This is a genomic window from Mariniflexile aquimaris (assembly GCF_042676825.1).
Taxonomy (GTDB): Bacteria; Bacteroidota; Bacteroidia; order Flavobacteriales; family Flavobacteriaceae; genus Mariniflexile; species Mariniflexile aquimaris.
Genome location: NZ_JBHTIB010000008.1, coordinates 336,031 through 352,175, shown reverse-complemented (window position 1 = coordinate 352,175; position 16,145 = coordinate 336,031). Strand labels below are relative to the sequence as shown.

Below are 16,145 nucleotides of genomic sequence, written 5' to 3'. Positions count from 1 at the left end.
GTTGTCTGAATTATTATACTACCTTTGTGCTTTAATTTTTTATAAATACATACAATGAGTAAAGGTACCGTAAAATTCTTCAATGATTCAAAAGGATTTGGATTCATCACTGAAGATGACAACAACAAAGAACATTTCGTACACATTTCAGGACTTATCGATGAAATTCGTGAAGGTGATGCTGTTGAATTCGATCTACAAGAAGGTAGAAAAGGATTAAACGCCGTAAACGTAAAAGTAATCTAATACATATACTTTAACAATTACATTAAAAGTCTATCATTCAAAATGATAGACTTTTTTGTTTTTAGTAACTTTCTGAAAAAAAATTTTTTTACATAAATTTTTATACTACTTTTATAATACTAATTTAATATTATTTCAAGTATGAGTAAAGGAACAGTTAAATTCTTCAACGATGCCAAAGGATTTGGTTTTATTATTGAAGACGGTTCGAAAAAAGAACATTTTGTTCACATTTCAGGTTTAATAGACGAAGTTCGTGAAGGCGACGTTGTTGAATTTGAACTTAAAGAAGGTAAAAAAGGATTAAACGCAGTAAATGTAAAAGTAATTTAATATATACTATTTAATTTTTTTAAGACACAAAAAATCCCGCAATTCTATTGCGGGATTTATTTTTTTATAAGTGTTGTATCAATTTTTTAAAACCATACAACACTTTTTAGGTTGTTAGAATATTTCTCTTCCCGAAAAATGAAAAGCACTTTCAATTGCAGCATTCTCGTCACTATCACTACCATGTACTGCGTTTTCACTTATTGAAGTGGCATATAATTTTCTTATTGTTCCTTCAGTTGCATCAGCAGGATTTGTTGCTCCAATTAGTGTTCTAAAATCTTCAACAGCATTTTCCTTTTCTAAAACAGCGGCTACTATTGGGCCTCTTGTCATATATTCAACCAAATCTTTAAAAAACGGACGTTCATTATGGATTGCGTAAAACGTTTCCGCGTCTGCTTTCGTCATTTGCGTTAATTTCATCGCCACAATTCTAAATCCAGAAACCGATATCTTTTCTAATATTGCTCCAATGTATCCTTTTTCAACCGAATCTGGTTTTAAAATTGTAAAAGTTCTGTTTGTTACCATTTTAATAATTTAAATTTCCGTGTAAAAGTAAGGTATTTATCATAAAAAACAAGGCTATCTAATTTTAAAAAAATTGTATATTCGTCAACTATGAAAAAACAAGACATTCTAAAAACCAAACAATTATTAGCAAGTCCAAAAAAAATAGTTGTTGTTCCTCATAAAAACCCAGATGGAGATGCTATTGGCTCTACCTTAGGTCTTTATCATTATCTAATTAAATACAATCACACGGTAAATGTTATCTCACCGAATGATTATCCAAATTTTTTAAAATGGATTCCCGGAGAAAATACCATATTAAAACACGACTCACAAACCAAAATATGTGATGCTTTAATTAAAGACGCAGACATCATTTTCACACTCGATTTTAACGCCCTTCACAGAACTGGCAATATGGAATCGGTACTTGCAGAAAGTAAAGCTATCAAAATAATGATAGACCATCATCAAGCACCAGACGATTATGCCACTTACGTATTTAGCGATGTCTCAATGAGTTCTACAAGCGAAATGGTGTATCATTTTATTAATTTTTTAGATGATTCTGAATTAATAGACCGTGACATTGCAACCTGTTTATATACAGGAATCATGACCGATACAGGATCGTTTAGATTCCCATCAACTTCGAGTAAAACCCACGAAATTATAGCGCATCTTATTGAAAAAGGCGCCAACAACTCAGAAATTCACAACAATGTATTTGATACCAATAGCTATAAAAGTTTACAGTTATTGGGCTGTGCTTTAACAAATTTAAAGGTAGTTCCTGAACTTAGAACCGCATTTATAACCCTTTCTCAGGAAGAATTAAACCGCTACGATTATAAAAAAGGTGATACCGAAGGTATCGTAAATTATGGATTATCTTTAGAAAATATCGTTTTGGCGGCCATATTTATTGAAGACAAACAAGAAGGCATTATTAAAATTTCGTTACGCTCGAAAGGAGATTTTTCGGTGAACGATATGGCTCGTGCGCACTTTAACGGTGGCGGACATATAAATGCGGCGGGAGGTAAAAGCTATTTATCTTTAAACGATACTGTTGAGAAATTTATTAGTATATTGCCTAGTTATAAAAAAGCCCTAAACAATGAATAAATTTATTTTTCTTAGCTTAATTATATTGGCATTTAGTTGTAAATCGCCAGAAGCTAGACGACCTGTTTCGGTGAAAAGCGGATCATTTATTGACGCCTCGGTAGAACGAAACAAAAAATTAAACGCCAAAGAAAAACTACGCATAGAGAAAATCATGCAGCAACAAAAAGACAAAAACTTTATTGCGTCTCCTAATGGTTTTTGGTATTCCTATAAAACAAAAATAGACGTAGATAGTTTGCCTACACCACAATTTGGCGATTTAATTAATTATAATTATAATGTTAAAGCATTAAATGGTCAAGTTATTTACTCTACCGAAGCTATAAGTACCCAAACCTACGCTATGGATAAGCAAGAGTTATTTACGGGGTTGCGTGAAGGACTTAAACTCATGAAAACTGGTGAATCCATGACATTTATTTTTCCTTCGCAAAAGGCTTATGGCTATTATGGCGATGGCGATAAAATAGGTAGTAATATGCCATTAATTTGTGACGTTACCGTTAATTCCATTACCCCGAAAAACTAAAAATTTTAAAATGGTCCATTTGAAACTGCCAATAAAATTTTTATTTATTTGTTTAATTACATTAGCATCCTGCAAATCGCAATATCCAGATCTTGAAGATGGTATTTATGCCGAATTTGTAACTACAAAAGGTGTTATGGTAGCTAAATTGGCGTACGACAAAGCGCCCGTAACAGTGGCAAATTTTGTCTCGCTCGCCGAAGGAACAAATACCATGGTAGACAGTTTGTACCAAGGTAAACCGTTTTTTAACGGGCTACTTTTCCATAGAGTGATGGATAAATTCATGATTCAGGGTGGAGACCCAACGGGCACTGGAAACGGAAACCCTGGTTATATTTTTATGGACGAATTTCATGAAGATTTAAAACACGACAAACCAGGAATACTTGCCATGGCAAATTCGGGTCCAAACACCAATGGAAGTCAGTTTTATATTACCGAAATACCAAAACCACATTTAGACAATACACATTCGGTGTTTGGAGAACTCGTTATAGGTTTAAATATACAAGATAGTATTTCGAATGTTGAAACCGATGAATATAACAAACCCATTGTCGATGTTGTTATTAACCAATTAAACATAATAAGAAAAGGTGTTGCAGCAACATCTTTTGATGCACCCAAGGTATTTTACAAACACTTAGTAAAAGCAGAACGACTTGCCAAAGAACGCGCAGAAAAATCGGCTGCCTTATTAAAAGCCACTTTAGAGAAATTTAAAACTCAACAAGAACAAGCTACCACTTTAAAATCTGGTTTACAATACTTTATAACAGAGAAAGGATCTGGGAAAAAGCTTAAAACAAACTCTAAAGTATTAACCCATTATGCGGTATTTTTTGAAGATGGCAGGCTATTAGAGACTAGTAAACTTGAAATAGCTGAAACATTTAATATGGTTAACGAAGACAGAAAAGAAGCCAATCAATACCAACCTATAAAAGCAGACATAAGCGCAAATGCAAGAATGATTTCTGGTTTTAAAGAAGGCTTACAACAATTAAGTGTTGGCGATAAAGCTACTTTGTTCATCCCTTTTCATTTAGGATATGGGGATGCTGGAAGTAGAGATATTCCACCAAAAACCAATTTAATATTTGAAGTAGAAATTATTGAAGTTCTTAACTAAATCTGCTCAAAAAAATACAGCAATCCTGTATCTTTACATCGAAAAACAAAACCTATGTATCTTTTAAAATTTGATTGGAATCCTATTACAGGAATTGATATTATTGGCAATTTTAAGCTTCATTTTTACAGTCTTATGTGGGTGACCGCCTTTGTGATTGGCTGGTATATAATGAAACGTATTTTTACTAAAGAGAAAATTTCATTAGAGTATCTAGACCCATTATTTATATACACGGTACTAGCTACCATGATTGGCGCTAGATTAGGGCATGTTTTATTTTATCAATCTGAATTAATTTCTGAAGACTTTTTCAGCATATTTCTCCCATTTAGCTTTAAAGGCGGTATTCAATTTACAGGTTTTCAAGGATTAGCGAGCCACGGTGCCGCGATTGGCATTATTATAGGGATGTATTTATACAGAAAAAAATATAATTACAAATCGTTGCTATGGATTTTAGACCGCGTTGTTATTTCGGTAGCTTCGGGAGCTGTATTTATTCGAATTGGCAATTTTATAAATTCAGAAATTATTGGAAAGGTAACCGATTCGTCATTTGGCGTTCGTTTTATTCAAGATGAATATTACAAAAACCAAATCATGCAACTTACAGGAATTAACGATGTCAAAAAAGCCTATGCCGCAGTTACTGATAATCCGCAGTTTTCAGAACTTTTAAATGCAGTACCTTACAGACATCCAGCACAATTGTATGAATCCTTTAGTTATATTTTTGTATTCTTAATTCTGTGGTTTTTCTATTCTAAAACCAATAAAAAGGACCAAACCGGATTTTTATTCGGATTGTTTTTAATTTTATTATGGACTGTTAGATTCTTTGTGGAATTTGTAAAAGAGCCACAAGGCGATGAATACATAAACTGGTTTAATTTAAATACGGGTCAGTGGTTAAGTATTCCGTTTATTATTATTGGTCTTTATTTTATGTTTATTTACAAACCAAAACATGTGGCTAAATAAAATAAATTTCAGGATATTTTACACCTTCCTATTTTTAGGTAGCTGCTTTTTGATAACAAACTTGTTTTCTTGTAAAGAAGACAAAAAAGTTATAAAACAAACAGAAATTGTCTTTAAAAAAGAAGGAGAACTTACTATTCATAAAGTATCAGATTCTACTGAAATTAAACTAGACATTGAAATAGCCGATACCGAATTTGACGAACAAACGGGGTTAATGTACCGAGAATCTATGGACAAAAACCAAGCGATGTTATTTGTTTTTGAAGATGAAAGTGAACGCTATTTTTATATGAAAAACACTAAAATCCCTTTAGATATACTATATATAAACGCCAATAAAACCATTGTAAGCTTTCAAAAAAACACCAAGCCTTTCGATGAATCGTCGTTACCTTCAAACGCACCTGCTAAATATGTGCTTGAGGTCAATGCCGGATTAGCAGATACTTGGGGTTTAGCTATTGGAGATAGTATTAGTTATCAGTAGTAATATAAAGACTTTTCACAACAATAAACGCCTGTAAATATTTAATTTACAGGCGTTTATTGTTTGTATCTTGAAATCAGTTTGCTTTTATTTGCTAACCAACTCTTTGTCTTGATTTCATTTTTTCCAGCAGCATTAATTCTTTTTGAATCTCTTCCTTTCTTTCATTAAATTTTCGAACCTTCTCATCAATAAGTTCTTGTTTTTTCAAACTTTCTTGATGTCTCTGTTCCATTTTAAGCACATTTCTTTTTTTTTCTCTAATCGCTTTAATTTTTTCTAATGCAACAGAAAAATACGCATAGCCATACATACTTAAAAATAATAAGGCTATTATTCCTAATATAACGTAACCGTTCTCCATGAGGGATGAATTTTATAGATTAATTGTTATAAATGTAAAAAAACAGAGCATTTATAAAAAATAAAAAAGTTAAAGTACCCAAAAAAAAGATAAAAACGCAAAACATCGACGAAAAGCACGACGTTTGGGTACGGAAATGCTTAATTTAAAGCAACTAAGGTGTATCAGTTACAAGAGGTAATCCTTCAGATTTCCATTCTAAAATCCCACCATTGAAATCGTAAATTTTTGTAAATCCTGCGTTTATAAAGTCTTTAACACTTTTTCCGCTTCTATTTCCAGAACGACAATATATAATCACAGGTTTATCTTTATCTAAAGTAGTAATATCTTTAGCAAATGAAGGTGATGCGAAATTGACATTTTTAGCATTTTCTATATATCCTTCATTAAATTCTGCTGGCGTGCGAACATCTATTAATTGTACATCGCCAGATTCGATAATTTTAAGCAATTCTTTAGAAGAAATATCTTTTACATGCTCTTTATTCACAGCTTCTTTACAACCAAATATGGCTGTACAAATAATAAAGCACATTAAAAGTTTCTTGTATATCATAATCTTATCATTCAAAATCAACTATATCCCCTTCCCATCTTAAAATACCACCTTCAAGATTATAGGCATTGGCAAAACCTAATTGCATCATAATAGCGCAGGCCTTCCCACTTCTATTTCCAGAACGGCAGTAAACATAATAATTTTTAGATTTATCTAATGCTTCTATTTCGTCTACAAACAACTGTCCTTTATATATATCTATATGAATAGCGTTTGGTATGATCCCACCTGCTACTTCAGCATCTGTTCTTACATCTAAAATTACCGCATTCGCATCTTCTTCTAATTGAGATGTCCATTCTTCTTGTGATAAATCTTCCATTGTAATTATTTAATTTTTGTAAGGCACAAAATTAATACTTCTTACGATTATAGACGAAAAAAAAATCTAAAGTTTTAAACTTTAGATTTTTTTTTAACGGAACGAATTAAATTAAACTTTTATAGAACAGCCAATAGCTTTGGTCTCTTTTTGTTCAACTTCCTTGCCTTTCAACAAGGCATCAACCGCATTTTCTACATATTTAGTTGTAACAGCATTGGCATCTTTATAATTATCATCTATAGCACCAATGTACTTAACAACATTCCCTTTTTTTGTTTTTTGAAGCACAAACATATGTGGTGTTTTAGTAGCTCCAAATTTAGGATACACTTTTTGTCCGTCGTCAAATAAATACGGAAACGTAAATCCTTTCTCTTTTGCACGTTGTTTCATGGCGGCTGGACTATCATCTGGTTTTACGGCGATGTTGTTTGGCATAATGGCAATTACCGGATAACCCTTAGGCGCATATTTTTTATCTAAAGCAACAATTCTGTCTTCATAAGCAACAGCGTATGGGCATGTGTTACAAGTAAACGTTATTATAAATCCCTTGGCATTTTTATAATCAGATAAGGACACCATTTTTCCATCAATATTTTTTAGCGAAAAATCTTCGGCAACATCACCAATTTTGTAGCCTTCACTCACAGACGTTTTCCCAATTGTAAATGCACTAACGCACAAAACAATAACAAGTCCAAAAAATAATTTCATTGTGTTTTTCATAGTATTCTATTTTAAAAATTGTTTAACTTCTGTTTCTAATTCTTCAAATGTAAATGATTTTTCAAAAAATTTACGCTCCTTATTTTTATAAATAATGGTAGCTGGTAACGATCCCGACCATGTTTCATCAACCTTTGGAATCCAGGTATTCATATCGACATCATCTAAAGCAATAACTTTTGAACGTATGTTTTTCTTTTTTATAAATGGCTTTAATTTAGAATCGTATAAATGCGGAAAATCCAAACTCACCAATAATACATCTACATTTTTGCTGCCATATTCTGTATTTAATCTTTCAAAATAAGGCAATTCTTTTACACAAGGAGCGCACCATGTTGCCCAAAAATTAATCACATGAATTTTATTGTCGTTTTGGTTTAAAAACTTTTCAAAACCAGCAAAATCGTAAACTTCTAAATCGTCACTTTTTGATATGTCGCCGCTGCTTTCTACTTCTTCGGTAACATTAACCACATCGGTCTTTTTAGAATTATTACACCCCATTAAAACCAAAGCAAGTACCAATATTTTAAATCTCATATTATTTTTTTAAAATTTTAAAAACGAACTTTATCAAAAGTTCAATAGAACGATAAAAATAATTAATACTTAATAGCAATAAAACAGTTTAACATAGTTTTATACAAAAAACACACAAAACTATTGTGTAAAACTATTTTGATTTCTATATTTGAACCGATTAAAAAATAAAAATGAATACAATTTTAAATAATACTTGGTGGTGGAGCTTGCAAAACTTACGTTTCGTGAAGTAAAACCCTAGTATATTTAAAACTTAAAATATCCAAAAGGCTTGTCGTTCACGACAAGCCTTTTTTTAATACTAAAACACTGAAATACATTCAGAAAAATGAACAAATTTAATTTATATACACACTACAAAAAAATTCTAGCAGATACCATTACGCCGGTGAGTATTTATTTAAAAATTAGAGATAAATACCCAAATAGTATTTTGCTTGAAAGTAGTGATTATCATGCCAACGACAATAGTTTTTCGTACATCTGTTTTAACCCCATTGCCACAATTAAGGTTGAAAATGAAACTATTTTTCAAACGTTTCCTGATGATAGCGAAACGTCTATGCCCATTACTAAAACTACCGATGTATCTGAAGAAATTAATCAATTCACCAAACGTTTTAAAGTAAATTCCGAAGAAGACTTCAAATTTATAAACAACGGTATTTTTGGTTACATTGCTTATGATGCGGTACGCTATTTTGAAGACGTTGAGATTTCAAAAAAAGAAAATTCAGTAAGCATTCCAGACGTTAATTACGCCGTTTATCAAAATATAATCGCCATTAATCATCATAAAAATGAAGCTTATATTTTTGCGCATTGTTTTAATTCTGACCCCAATATTGAAGAAATAGACCATTTAATTAAAGTTAAAAACTTCGCGTCGTATAGCTTTAATTCAAGCGGAGACATTAGTTCTAATTTATCAGACGACGAATACAAACACCACGTAGAATTAGCTAAAAAACACTGCGGTCGTGGTGATGTGTTTCAATTAGTTTTATCAAAAAGTTTTGCGCAAGAATTTAAAGGCGATGAATTTAATGTGTATCGCGCCTTACGAAGCATCAACCCATCACCATACTTATTTTATTTCGATTACGGAAACTTCAAAATTTTTGGAAGTTCGCCCGAAGCACAACTAATAGTAAGCGACGGAAAAGCCGAAATTCACCCCATTGCAGGTACTTTTAAGCGCACAGGAAACGACATTCAAGATGCCGAATTAGCAAAAAAACTGGTAAAAGACGCCAAAGAAAACGCCGAACACGTCATGCTAGTAGATTTAGCTCGAAACGATTTAAGCAGACATGGCAGTCATGTTTCTGTAGACACCTACCGCGAGGTTCAGTTTTTCTCGCACGTTATTCATTTGGTAAGTAAAGTAACGGGGCAAAAACACAAAGAAACCTCTACCATGCAGGTGGTTGCCGATACTTTTCCAGCCGGAACCTTAAGCGGCGCACCCAAACACCGCGCCATGCAACTTATCGAGCAATACGAAAAAACCAGTCGCTCCTACTACGGTGGCGCCATTGGGTTTATGGATTTTGAGGGCAACTTTAATCACGCCATTATGATACGCACTTTTTTAAGTAAAAACCATAAATTACATTGGCAAGCGGGCGCCGGATTGGTATCAAAATCCAATCCAGAAAACGAATTACAAGAAGTATACAACAAATTAGGAGCACTAACAAAGGCTATTGAATTAGCCGAAACAATATAAATTATGGCGTTACCACAAGGGTCGGGCTTTCGCAAGTCGCTTTTTTTGTTTTGTCACCTTGAGCGCAGTCGAAAGGTCTTTAATTAAACAAAAAAGAGCTCCAACAATTGCTCAATCCCTAACGCAAATAAGACCTCACAGGTTTTAAAAACCTGTGAGGTCTCTAAAAAAGACAAAAAAATGACAAAAGTATTAGTTATAGATAATTACGACAGTTTTACTTACAATCTGGTGCATTATTTAGAAGATTTAAACTGCGATGTTACCGTTGTTAGAAACGACAAATTAACTTTAGACGAGGTAGAACCCTTCGATAAAATTGTGTTATCACCCGGACCGGGAATTCCAGACGAAGCAGGATTGTTAAAACCCATCATTAAACGCTTTGCACCAACAAAAAGTATTTTAGGTGTTTGTTTAGGGCAGCAAGCTATTGGTGAAGTTTTTGGTGGTTCACTTATTAATTTAGACGAAGTATATCATGGTGTTGCCACAAAAGTCAGCATTACCGTAGATGATGAACCCCTGTTTAAAGGCATGGATAAAGAGATTGAAGTGGGTCGCTACCATTCGTGGGTTGTTAATGCCAACCTCCCTGATTGTTTAGAAGCAACTTCGGTAGATGCTAACGGACAAGTCATGTCTTTACGTCATCGCGAATACGATGTTAAAGGTGTACAATACCACCCAGAATCGGTTTTAACACCAAACGGAAAACAAATTTTAAAAAACTGGTTAAATTCCCCAAACCCCAAAGGGGCTTAAAATAAAAGATTACTAAGAAACAAATTGAAATATAATTAAAAAATTCCCTCTCCTTTGGAGAGGGTTAGGGAGAGGAATGAAAAACATATTAAACAGATTAATAAACCACGAGAGCATTTCGAGCGAAGAAGCAAAACAGGTTTTGGTAAATATCTCAAAAGGAGAATACAACCCAAGTCAAATTGCTGCGTTCCTTACGGTTTTTATGATGCGAAGTATCACGCTAGAAGAATTACGGGGTTTTAGAGACGCACTTTTAGAATTGTGTATTCCAATAAATTTACAAGATTTTAACGCAATAGATTTATGCGGAACAGGTGGCGACGGTAAAGATACGTTCAACATTTCTACCTTAGCGTCTTTTGTAACGGCGGGTGCTGGTGTAAAGGTTGCTAAACATGGTAACTACGGCGTATCATCTGCTTGCGGATCTTCAAATGTTATGGAATATTTAGGTATTAAATTTTCAAGCGATGAAGATTTTCTAAAACGGACTATCGATAAAGCTGGTATTTGTGTATTGCATGCACCTCTTTTTCATCCAGCCATGAAAAATGTGGCGCCTATTCGTAGAGAGTTGGGTGTAAAAACATTCTTTAATATGCTAGGACCGATGGTTAATCCGTCATTTCCTAAAAACCAAATGGTGGGTGTTTTTAACTTAGAATTACTTCGTCTATACGGATATTTATATCAGAATACCGACAAAAATTATTCTATAGTGCATGCTTTAGATGGTTATGATGAAATATCTTTAACCGGACCAACAAAAGTAATTTCAAATCATGCCGAAACCATGTTTTCACCAGAAGATTTAGGTGTTTCAGAAATAACCCAAGAATCCATTTTTGGAGGAAGCACTGTAGAATCGTCCGCCAAAATTTTTATGGATGTCATTCAAGGAAAAGGGACAGAAGCACAAAACAATGTAGTATGTGCTAATGCTGGTTTAGCGATTGCAACGTCTAACACCATTAGTCATAAAAAAGGATTTGAACTTGCCAAAGAATCTTTATTAAGTGGAAAAGCTCAAGCTAGCTTGAATAAATTAATAGAATTAAGTAAATAAATCCCATCCTAAAACAAAAGATGGAAAATAATAACATAATAGTTCCCTTTCCTTTGGAAAGGGTTAGGGATAGGAAAATGAATATACTAGACAAAATTGTAGCCGATAAACGCATTGAAGTCGATTTAAGAAAATCGTTAATTCCTGTTAAACAATTGGAACAATCGGTTTTGTTTGAAAGACAAACCATTTCATTAGCAAATAAATTACGCCTGAGTCAAACAGGAATTATCGCCGAACACAAACGTCGTTCGCCTTCAAAATCGGTCATCAATCAAAATTTAAATGTGTTTGATGTTGCTAAAGGTTATGAAGATGCAGGTGTTTGTGGCATGTCCGTTTTAACCGATGGTAAATATTTTGGTGGTTCTTTAGACGATTTATTAACGGCTCGTGCCAGTTGCAATTTGCCGCTTTTACGTAAAGAATTCATTATTGATGAGTACCAATTATTAGAAGCAAAAGCTTATGGCACCGATGTTATTTTATTAATTGCAGCTATTTTGAGTAAAACGGAAATAAAACATCTTTCAGAATTTGCAAAAGGCTTAAATTTGGATGTGCTATTGGAAGTTCACAATGAAGAAGAATTATATAAATCCATCATGCCTAGTTTAGATATGTTGGGAGTAAACAACCGCAACTTAAAAACCTTTGATGTTAGTTTAGACACGAGCAAAGGACTAAGTAAATTGATTCCAAACGATTTTGTAAAAGTATCGGAAAGCGGTATTAGCAATATCGAGGCGATAAAAGATTTACAAAATTATGGTTACAAGGGGTTTTTAATTGGTGAAAACTTTATGAAAACCGATAATGCAGGTGAAAGTGCTAAAGAATTTATTAAAGGCCTCCTCTAACTCCTCCGAAGGAGGAGAACACTCAAATGGCAAACAGTACGAATAAAAAATAAATGAACAAAGATAAACGAAATACTCCGCAATCAATTCCCTCCCCTTTGGGGAGGGTTAGGGTGGGGCTTCTTAAAGTCTGCGGCATGAAATACCAAGACAATATAGAACAAGTTGCGGCTTTGCAACCTGACTATCTTGGCTTTATATTTTATGAAAAATCTGCCAGAAACTTTGATTTAGAAAACATTCCAGAAATGCCAAATTCTATTAAAAAAACAGGTGTTTTTGTTAATGAAGAATTAGAAATCGTTATTGAAAAAATAAAATCTCATAATTTACAAGCGGTTCAACTTCATGGTGAAGAATCTCCTGAATATTGTTTAGAATTGAAACGTCATTACGAGGAGTGTCAGTTCGAGCGCAGTCGAGAACAGAACGATGAAGTAATCTCATCAATAGAAACAGATTACAATACTTCGACTTCGCTCAGCACAGGCTCTTTTGAAAAAAAGTCTCGCAATGACGAGAATTTAGAAATTATCAAAGTATTTTCCATAAAAGACGAATTCAATTTTGAAGTCTTAAAACCTTATGAAGCCGTTTGCAATTATTTTCTATTCGATACCAAAGGAAAATTACCAGGAGGCAACGGTTACACGTTTGATTGGAATGTTTTAAATAATTACCCATCAACCAAACCTTTCTTTTTAAGCGGCGGTATAGGTTTGGAAGAAGTAGACAAATTACAAAAATTTATTCAAAGTCCTGCTTCAAAATTCTGTTACGCCATTGATGTAAACAGTAAATTTGAAATAGAACCTGGATTAAAAAATATAGAATTATTACAAGAATTTAAACAACATTTGTCATTCCGCACTTGATGCGGAATCCATTATAAATCGAACATAAATTAAACAGATTCCTGCCTTAGCAGGAATGACAAGAATCATGAACTACAACGTAAACGAAAAAGGCTATTACGGCGAATTTGGAGGTGCATACATTCCAGAAATGCTGTATCCAAACGTAGAAGAATTACGCCAGAATTATTTAAAAATAATGGCAGAACCCGACTTTAAAAAAGAGTTCGACCAACTTTTAAAAGATTATGTAGGGCGTCCTTCTCCACTCTATTTTGCCAAACGACTTTCAGAAAAATACAATACTAAAATTTATTTAAAACGCGAAGATTTAAATCACACCGGAGCGCATAAAATAAACAATACCATTGGTCAAATATTAATGGCTAAACGTTTGGGTAAAACCCGTATTATTGCCGAAACTGGTGCTGGTCAACATGGTGTTGCAACCGCTACGGTTTGTGCTTTAATGGGCTTGGAGTGTATTGTGTACATGGGCGAAATTGACATTGCACGTCAGGCACCCAATGTGGCGCGTATGAAAATGTTAGGCGCTACGGTTGTTCCCGCTTTATCTGGTAGTCGTACTTTAAAAGATGCCACCAACGAAGCCATTCGCGATTGGATTAACAATCCGGTAAACACCCATTACATCATTGGTTCGGCTATTGGCCCACACCCCTATCCAGATATGGTTACGCGTTTTCAGTCGGTTATTTCCGAAGAAATAAAATGGCAATTAAAAGAACATGAAGGTAGTGAAAAGCCTGATTATGTAGTCGCTTGTATTGGTGGCGGAAGTAACGCAGCCGGAACCTATTACCACTTTTTACACGAAGATGATGTTAACATTATTGCTGTTGAAGCTGCTGGTTTAGGAGTAGATTCTGGTGAAAGTGCTGCCACGTCGGTTTTAGGAAAAGAAGGTATCATTCACGGTTGTAAAACTTTGTTAATGCAAACACCAGACGGACAAATTACCGAGCCCTACTCTATTTCCGCTGGATTAGATTATCCTGGTGTTGGCCCCATGCACGCACATTTAGCCAAAACGGGTCGCGCCGAATTTATGTCTATTATCGACGCCGATGCTATGAAGGCAGGTTTGGAATTATGCAAATTAGAAGGTATTATTCCGGCTATTGAAAGTTCGCATGCCTTGGCCATTTTCGAGCAGAAAACCTTCAAACCAGAAGACATTGTTGTGGTAAGTTTATCAGGTCGTGGCGATAAAGATTTAAATACCTATATCGATTATTTTAAATTATAAAATTATGGCGTTACCACAAGGGTCGGGCTTTCGCAAGTCGCTTTTTTTTGTTTAGTAACCTTGAGCGCAGTCGAAAAGTCTTTGTTAAAACAAAAAAAGAGCTCCAACAATTGCTCAATCCCTAACGCAAAACAAGACCTCACAGGTTTTAAAAACCTGTGAGGTCTTATAAAAGATTTCAAAATGAACAGAATAAATCAAAAATTACAAGAAAGCAACAAACTACTTTCTATATACTTTACGGCAGGTTTTCCATCGCTTAACGATACGGTTACCATCATTCAAAACCTTGAAAAAAGCGGTGTTGATATGATTGAAATTGGCTTACCATTCAGCGATCCTTTAGCCGATGGTCCAACCATTCAAGCGAGTTCTACCCAAGCTTTAAAAAATGGTATGACAACCGAAGTGCTTTTCAATCAGATAAAAGACATTCGTAAAACAGTTTCTATTCCATTAATCATTATGGGCTATTTTAATCCTATGTTACAATATGGCGTAGAAGCATTCTGCAAAAAATGTCAAGAAATTGGTATTGATGGCTTAATCATTCCCGACTTACCTGTGGATGTTTATAACGACCAATACAAATCGACTTTTGAAAAATACGGACTCATCAATGTATTTCTAATTACACCACAAACCAGTGTAGATCGCATTAATTTTATAGACTCTATTTCGAACGGATTTATTTATATGGTAAGTAGTGCTAGCGTTACGGGGTCTCAAACAGGTTTTGGCGACGAGCAAACGCAGTATTTTAAACGTATTGCCGATATGAAATTAAAAAATCCGCAAGTAATAGGGTTTGGTATTTCAGACAGTAAAACATTTACGCAAGCCACACAATATGCCAAAGGCGCTATTATTGGAAGTGCTTTTATAAAATTTCTATCAAATAATTCTGTTAGTGATATTAGTAAATTCATTAAATTTATTCGATAAATTAAAATGTAATAACTTGTTTCTATGAAGAATAACACGAATGCCATCGTTTTCGCAATAGCTATTATTGTTGCATCTTTCATTTTAGGTAATGCGGTTATAAATAGAAATAAAAAAGAAGGTACCATTTCGGTAACGGGATTGGGACAAACCAATTTCACATCCGATTTAATTGTTTGGGAAGCCAAATTTTCGCAGGTCAATAGCGATTTAAAACAAGCCTATTCCGACTTAAAAAAAGACAAGGAAACTATTTCAGAATATCTAAAATCTAAAGGTTTGAGTGATGATGTAATCGTCTTTAATGCTGTTGAAACCGATAAAGAATTTAAACAAAATTATTCGGCAGACGGAAAGTATTTAGGACAAGAATTTATCGGGTATACTTTAAGTCAAACTGTACAAGTAAATTCTAAAGAAGTTGAAAAGGTTGAAAAAATTTCGAGAGAAGTTACGGAGCTTTTAAATAAAGGCATTCAACTATACTCTTTAGCGCCGAGATATTACTACACAAAACTAGAAGATTTAAAAATAGAGATGGTGGCGCAAGCTACCGACAATGCCCATGTGCGTGCTAAAAGTATTGCCGAAAATTCTGGGGCAAAATTAGGAGAATTATCTCTGGCGCAAATGGGAATTTTTCAAATTACGGGTCAAAACTCTAACGAAGATTATTCTTGGGGTGGCGCATACAACACATCTTCGAAAGAAAAAACGGCGTCTATTACTATGAAACTTACTTATGAAGTAGATTAATTAT

At 33.9% G+C, this 16,145-nt stretch carries 21 protein-coding genes; 15 read left to right on the top strand and 6 right to left on the bottom strand.

Annotated elements, in window-relative coordinates; translation table 11 throughout:
• Positions 1-54 precede the first annotated feature (54 nt).
• Both ACFQ0I_RS06455 and ACFQ0I_RS06450 read left to right on the top strand, forming a co-directional pair.
• On the top strand, positions 55-246 hold the full coding sequence (locus ACFQ0I_RS06455; protein WP_034044451.1) for a cold-shock protein: 192 nt from the start codon (positions 55-57) through the stop codon (positions 244-246).
• Positions 247-387: 141 nt separating this feature from the next.
• Positions 388-579: a cold-shock protein gene (locus ACFQ0I_RS06450; RefSeq protein WP_379940521.1), complete on the top strand. Its 192-nt coding sequence runs from the start codon at positions 388-390 to the stop codon at positions 577-579.
• A 114-nt stretch (positions 580-693) separates the two neighbouring features.
• On the opposite strand, the gene ACFQ0I_RS06445 is transcribed toward ACFQ0I_RS06450, so the two are convergent.
• A complete protein-coding gene (locus tag ACFQ0I_RS06445) occupies positions 694-1,113 on the bottom strand; it encodes a nucleoside-diphosphate kinase (RefSeq protein ID WP_379940519.1) in 420 nt (139 codons plus the stop codon).
• Between the two features lie 90 nt (positions 1,114-1,203).
• On the opposite strand from ACFQ0I_RS06445, the gene ACFQ0I_RS06440 reads away from it, so the two are divergent.
• The 5 genes from ACFQ0I_RS06440 to ACFQ0I_RS06420 are packed head-to-tail and all read left to right on the top strand — an operon-like array spanning position 1,204 to position 5,364.
• Positions 1,204-2,223, top strand: a complete 1,020-nt coding sequence (locus ACFQ0I_RS06440; protein ID WP_379940517.1) for a DHH family phosphoesterase — start codon at positions 1,204-1,206, stop codon at positions 2,221-2,223.
• On the top strand, positions 2,216-2,755 hold the full coding sequence (gene gldI, locus ACFQ0I_RS06435; protein WP_379940515.1) for a gliding motility-associated peptidyl-prolyl isomerase GldI: 540 nt from the start codon (positions 2,216-2,218) through the stop codon (positions 2,753-2,755). The genes ACFQ0I_RS06440 and gldI overlap by 8 nt, the downstream gene beginning before the upstream one ends.
• 10 nt (positions 2,756-2,765) lie before the next feature.
• The gene (locus ACFQ0I_RS06430; RefSeq protein WP_379940514.1) at positions 2,766-3,890 is read left to right on the top strand and encodes a peptidylprolyl isomerase; all 1,125 of its coding nucleotides are present in this window, start codon (positions 2,766-2,768) and stop codon (positions 3,888-3,890) included.
• A gap of 54 nt (positions 3,891-3,944) precedes the next feature.
• Positions 3,945-4,874 (top strand): prolipoprotein diacylglyceryl transferase, encoded by a 930-nt coding sequence (lgt, locus tag ACFQ0I_RS06425; RefSeq protein ID WP_379940512.1) that lies wholly within the window; start codon positions 3,945-3,947, stop codon positions 4,872-4,874.
• On the top strand, positions 4,861-5,364 hold the full coding sequence (locus ACFQ0I_RS06420; RefSeq protein ID WP_379940510.1) for a DUF192 domain-containing protein: 504 nt from the start codon (positions 4,861-4,863) through the stop codon (positions 5,362-5,364). The genes lgt and ACFQ0I_RS06420 overlap by 14 nt, the downstream gene beginning before the upstream one ends.
• Before the next feature lie 94 nt (positions 5,365-5,458).
• Here the strand turns inward: ACFQ0I_RS06420 and ACFQ0I_RS06415 are convergent, their stop codons facing one another.
• The 5 genes from ACFQ0I_RS06415 to ACFQ0I_RS06395 all read right to left on the bottom strand — a co-directional run bounded on the left by ACFQ0I_RS06415 (position 5,459) and on the right by ACFQ0I_RS06395 (position 7,887).
• Positions 5,459-5,728 carry a hypothetical protein gene (locus tag ACFQ0I_RS06415; protein ID WP_379940508.1) on the bottom strand — a complete coding sequence of 90 codons (270 nt, stop codon included), beginning with the start codon at positions 5,726-5,728 and terminating at the stop codon, positions 5,459-5,461.
• 154 nt (positions 5,729-5,882) lie between these two features.
• Positions 5,883-6,287 carry a rhodanese-like domain-containing protein gene (locus tag ACFQ0I_RS06410; protein ID WP_379940507.1) on the bottom strand — a complete coding sequence of 135 codons (405 nt, stop codon included), beginning with the start codon at positions 6,285-6,287 and terminating at the stop codon, positions 5,883-5,885.
• 7 nt (positions 6,288-6,294) lie between these two features.
• Positions 6,295-6,612: a rhodanese-like domain-containing protein gene (locus ACFQ0I_RS06405; RefSeq protein WP_379940505.1), complete on the bottom strand. Its 318-nt coding sequence runs from the start codon at positions 6,610-6,612 to the stop codon at positions 6,295-6,297.
• A 111-nt stretch (positions 6,613-6,723) separates the two neighbouring features.
• The gene (locus tag ACFQ0I_RS06400; RefSeq protein ID WP_379940504.1) at positions 6,724-7,344 is read right to left on the bottom strand and encodes a thioredoxin family protein; all 621 of its coding nucleotides are present in this window, start codon (positions 7,342-7,344) and stop codon (positions 6,724-6,726) included.
• Between the two features lie 6 nt (positions 7,345-7,350).
• A complete protein-coding gene (locus ACFQ0I_RS06395; RefSeq protein ID WP_379940503.1) occupies positions 7,351-7,887 on the bottom strand; it encodes a TlpA family protein disulfide reductase in 537 nt (178 codons plus the stop codon).
• Positions 7,888-8,218: 331 nt separating this feature from the next.
• On the opposite strand from ACFQ0I_RS06395, the gene ACFQ0I_RS06390 reads away from it, so the two are divergent.
• The 8 genes from ACFQ0I_RS06390 (at position 8,219) to ACFQ0I_RS06355 (ending at position 16,141) form a co-directional block, all read left to right on the top strand.
• Positions 8,219-9,622 carry an anthranilate synthase component I family protein gene (locus ACFQ0I_RS06390; protein WP_379940501.1) on the top strand — a complete coding sequence of 468 codons (1,404 nt, stop codon included), beginning with the start codon at positions 8,219-8,221 and terminating at the stop codon, positions 9,620-9,622.
• Between the two features lie 180 nt (positions 9,623-9,802).
• Entirely contained in the window at positions 9,803-10,387 is a 585-nt protein-coding gene (locus ACFQ0I_RS06385; protein WP_379940500.1) for an anthranilate synthase component II, read from the top strand.
• Between the two features lie 76 nt (positions 10,388-10,463).
• On the top strand, positions 10,464-11,456 hold the full coding sequence (gene trpD / locus ACFQ0I_RS06380; RefSeq protein WP_379940498.1) for an anthranilate phosphoribosyltransferase: 993 nt from the start codon (positions 10,464-10,466) through the stop codon (positions 11,454-11,456).
• A 77-nt stretch (positions 11,457-11,533) separates the two neighbouring features.
• The gene (gene trpC, locus ACFQ0I_RS06375) at positions 11,534-12,316 is read left to right on the top strand and encodes an indole-3-glycerol phosphate synthase TrpC (RefSeq protein WP_379940496.1); all 783 of its coding nucleotides are present in this window, start codon (positions 11,534-11,536) and stop codon (positions 12,314-12,316) included.
• A gap of 137 nt (positions 12,317-12,453) precedes the next feature.
• Positions 12,454-13,191 (top strand): phosphoribosylanthranilate isomerase, encoded by a 738-nt coding sequence (locus ACFQ0I_RS06370; protein WP_379940495.1) that lies wholly within the window; start codon positions 12,454-12,456, stop codon positions 13,189-13,191.
• A 67-nt stretch (positions 13,192-13,258) separates the two neighbouring features.
• Complete coding sequence (gene trpB / locus ACFQ0I_RS06365) at positions 13,259-14,440, top strand: tryptophan synthase subunit beta (RefSeq protein ID WP_379940493.1); 1,182 nt, start codon at positions 13,259-13,261, stop codon at positions 14,438-14,440.
• A 183-nt stretch (positions 14,441-14,623) separates the two neighbouring features.
• Entirely contained in the window at positions 14,624-15,385 is a 762-nt protein-coding gene (trpA, locus tag ACFQ0I_RS06360) for a tryptophan synthase subunit alpha (RefSeq protein WP_379940491.1), read from the top strand.
• 24 nt (positions 15,386-15,409) lie between these two features.
• Positions 15,410-16,141 (top strand): SIMPL domain-containing protein, encoded by a 732-nt coding sequence (locus tag ACFQ0I_RS06355; RefSeq protein ID WP_379940490.1) that lies wholly within the window; start codon positions 15,410-15,412, stop codon positions 16,139-16,141.
• Positions 16,142-16,145 lie beyond the last annotated feature (4 nt).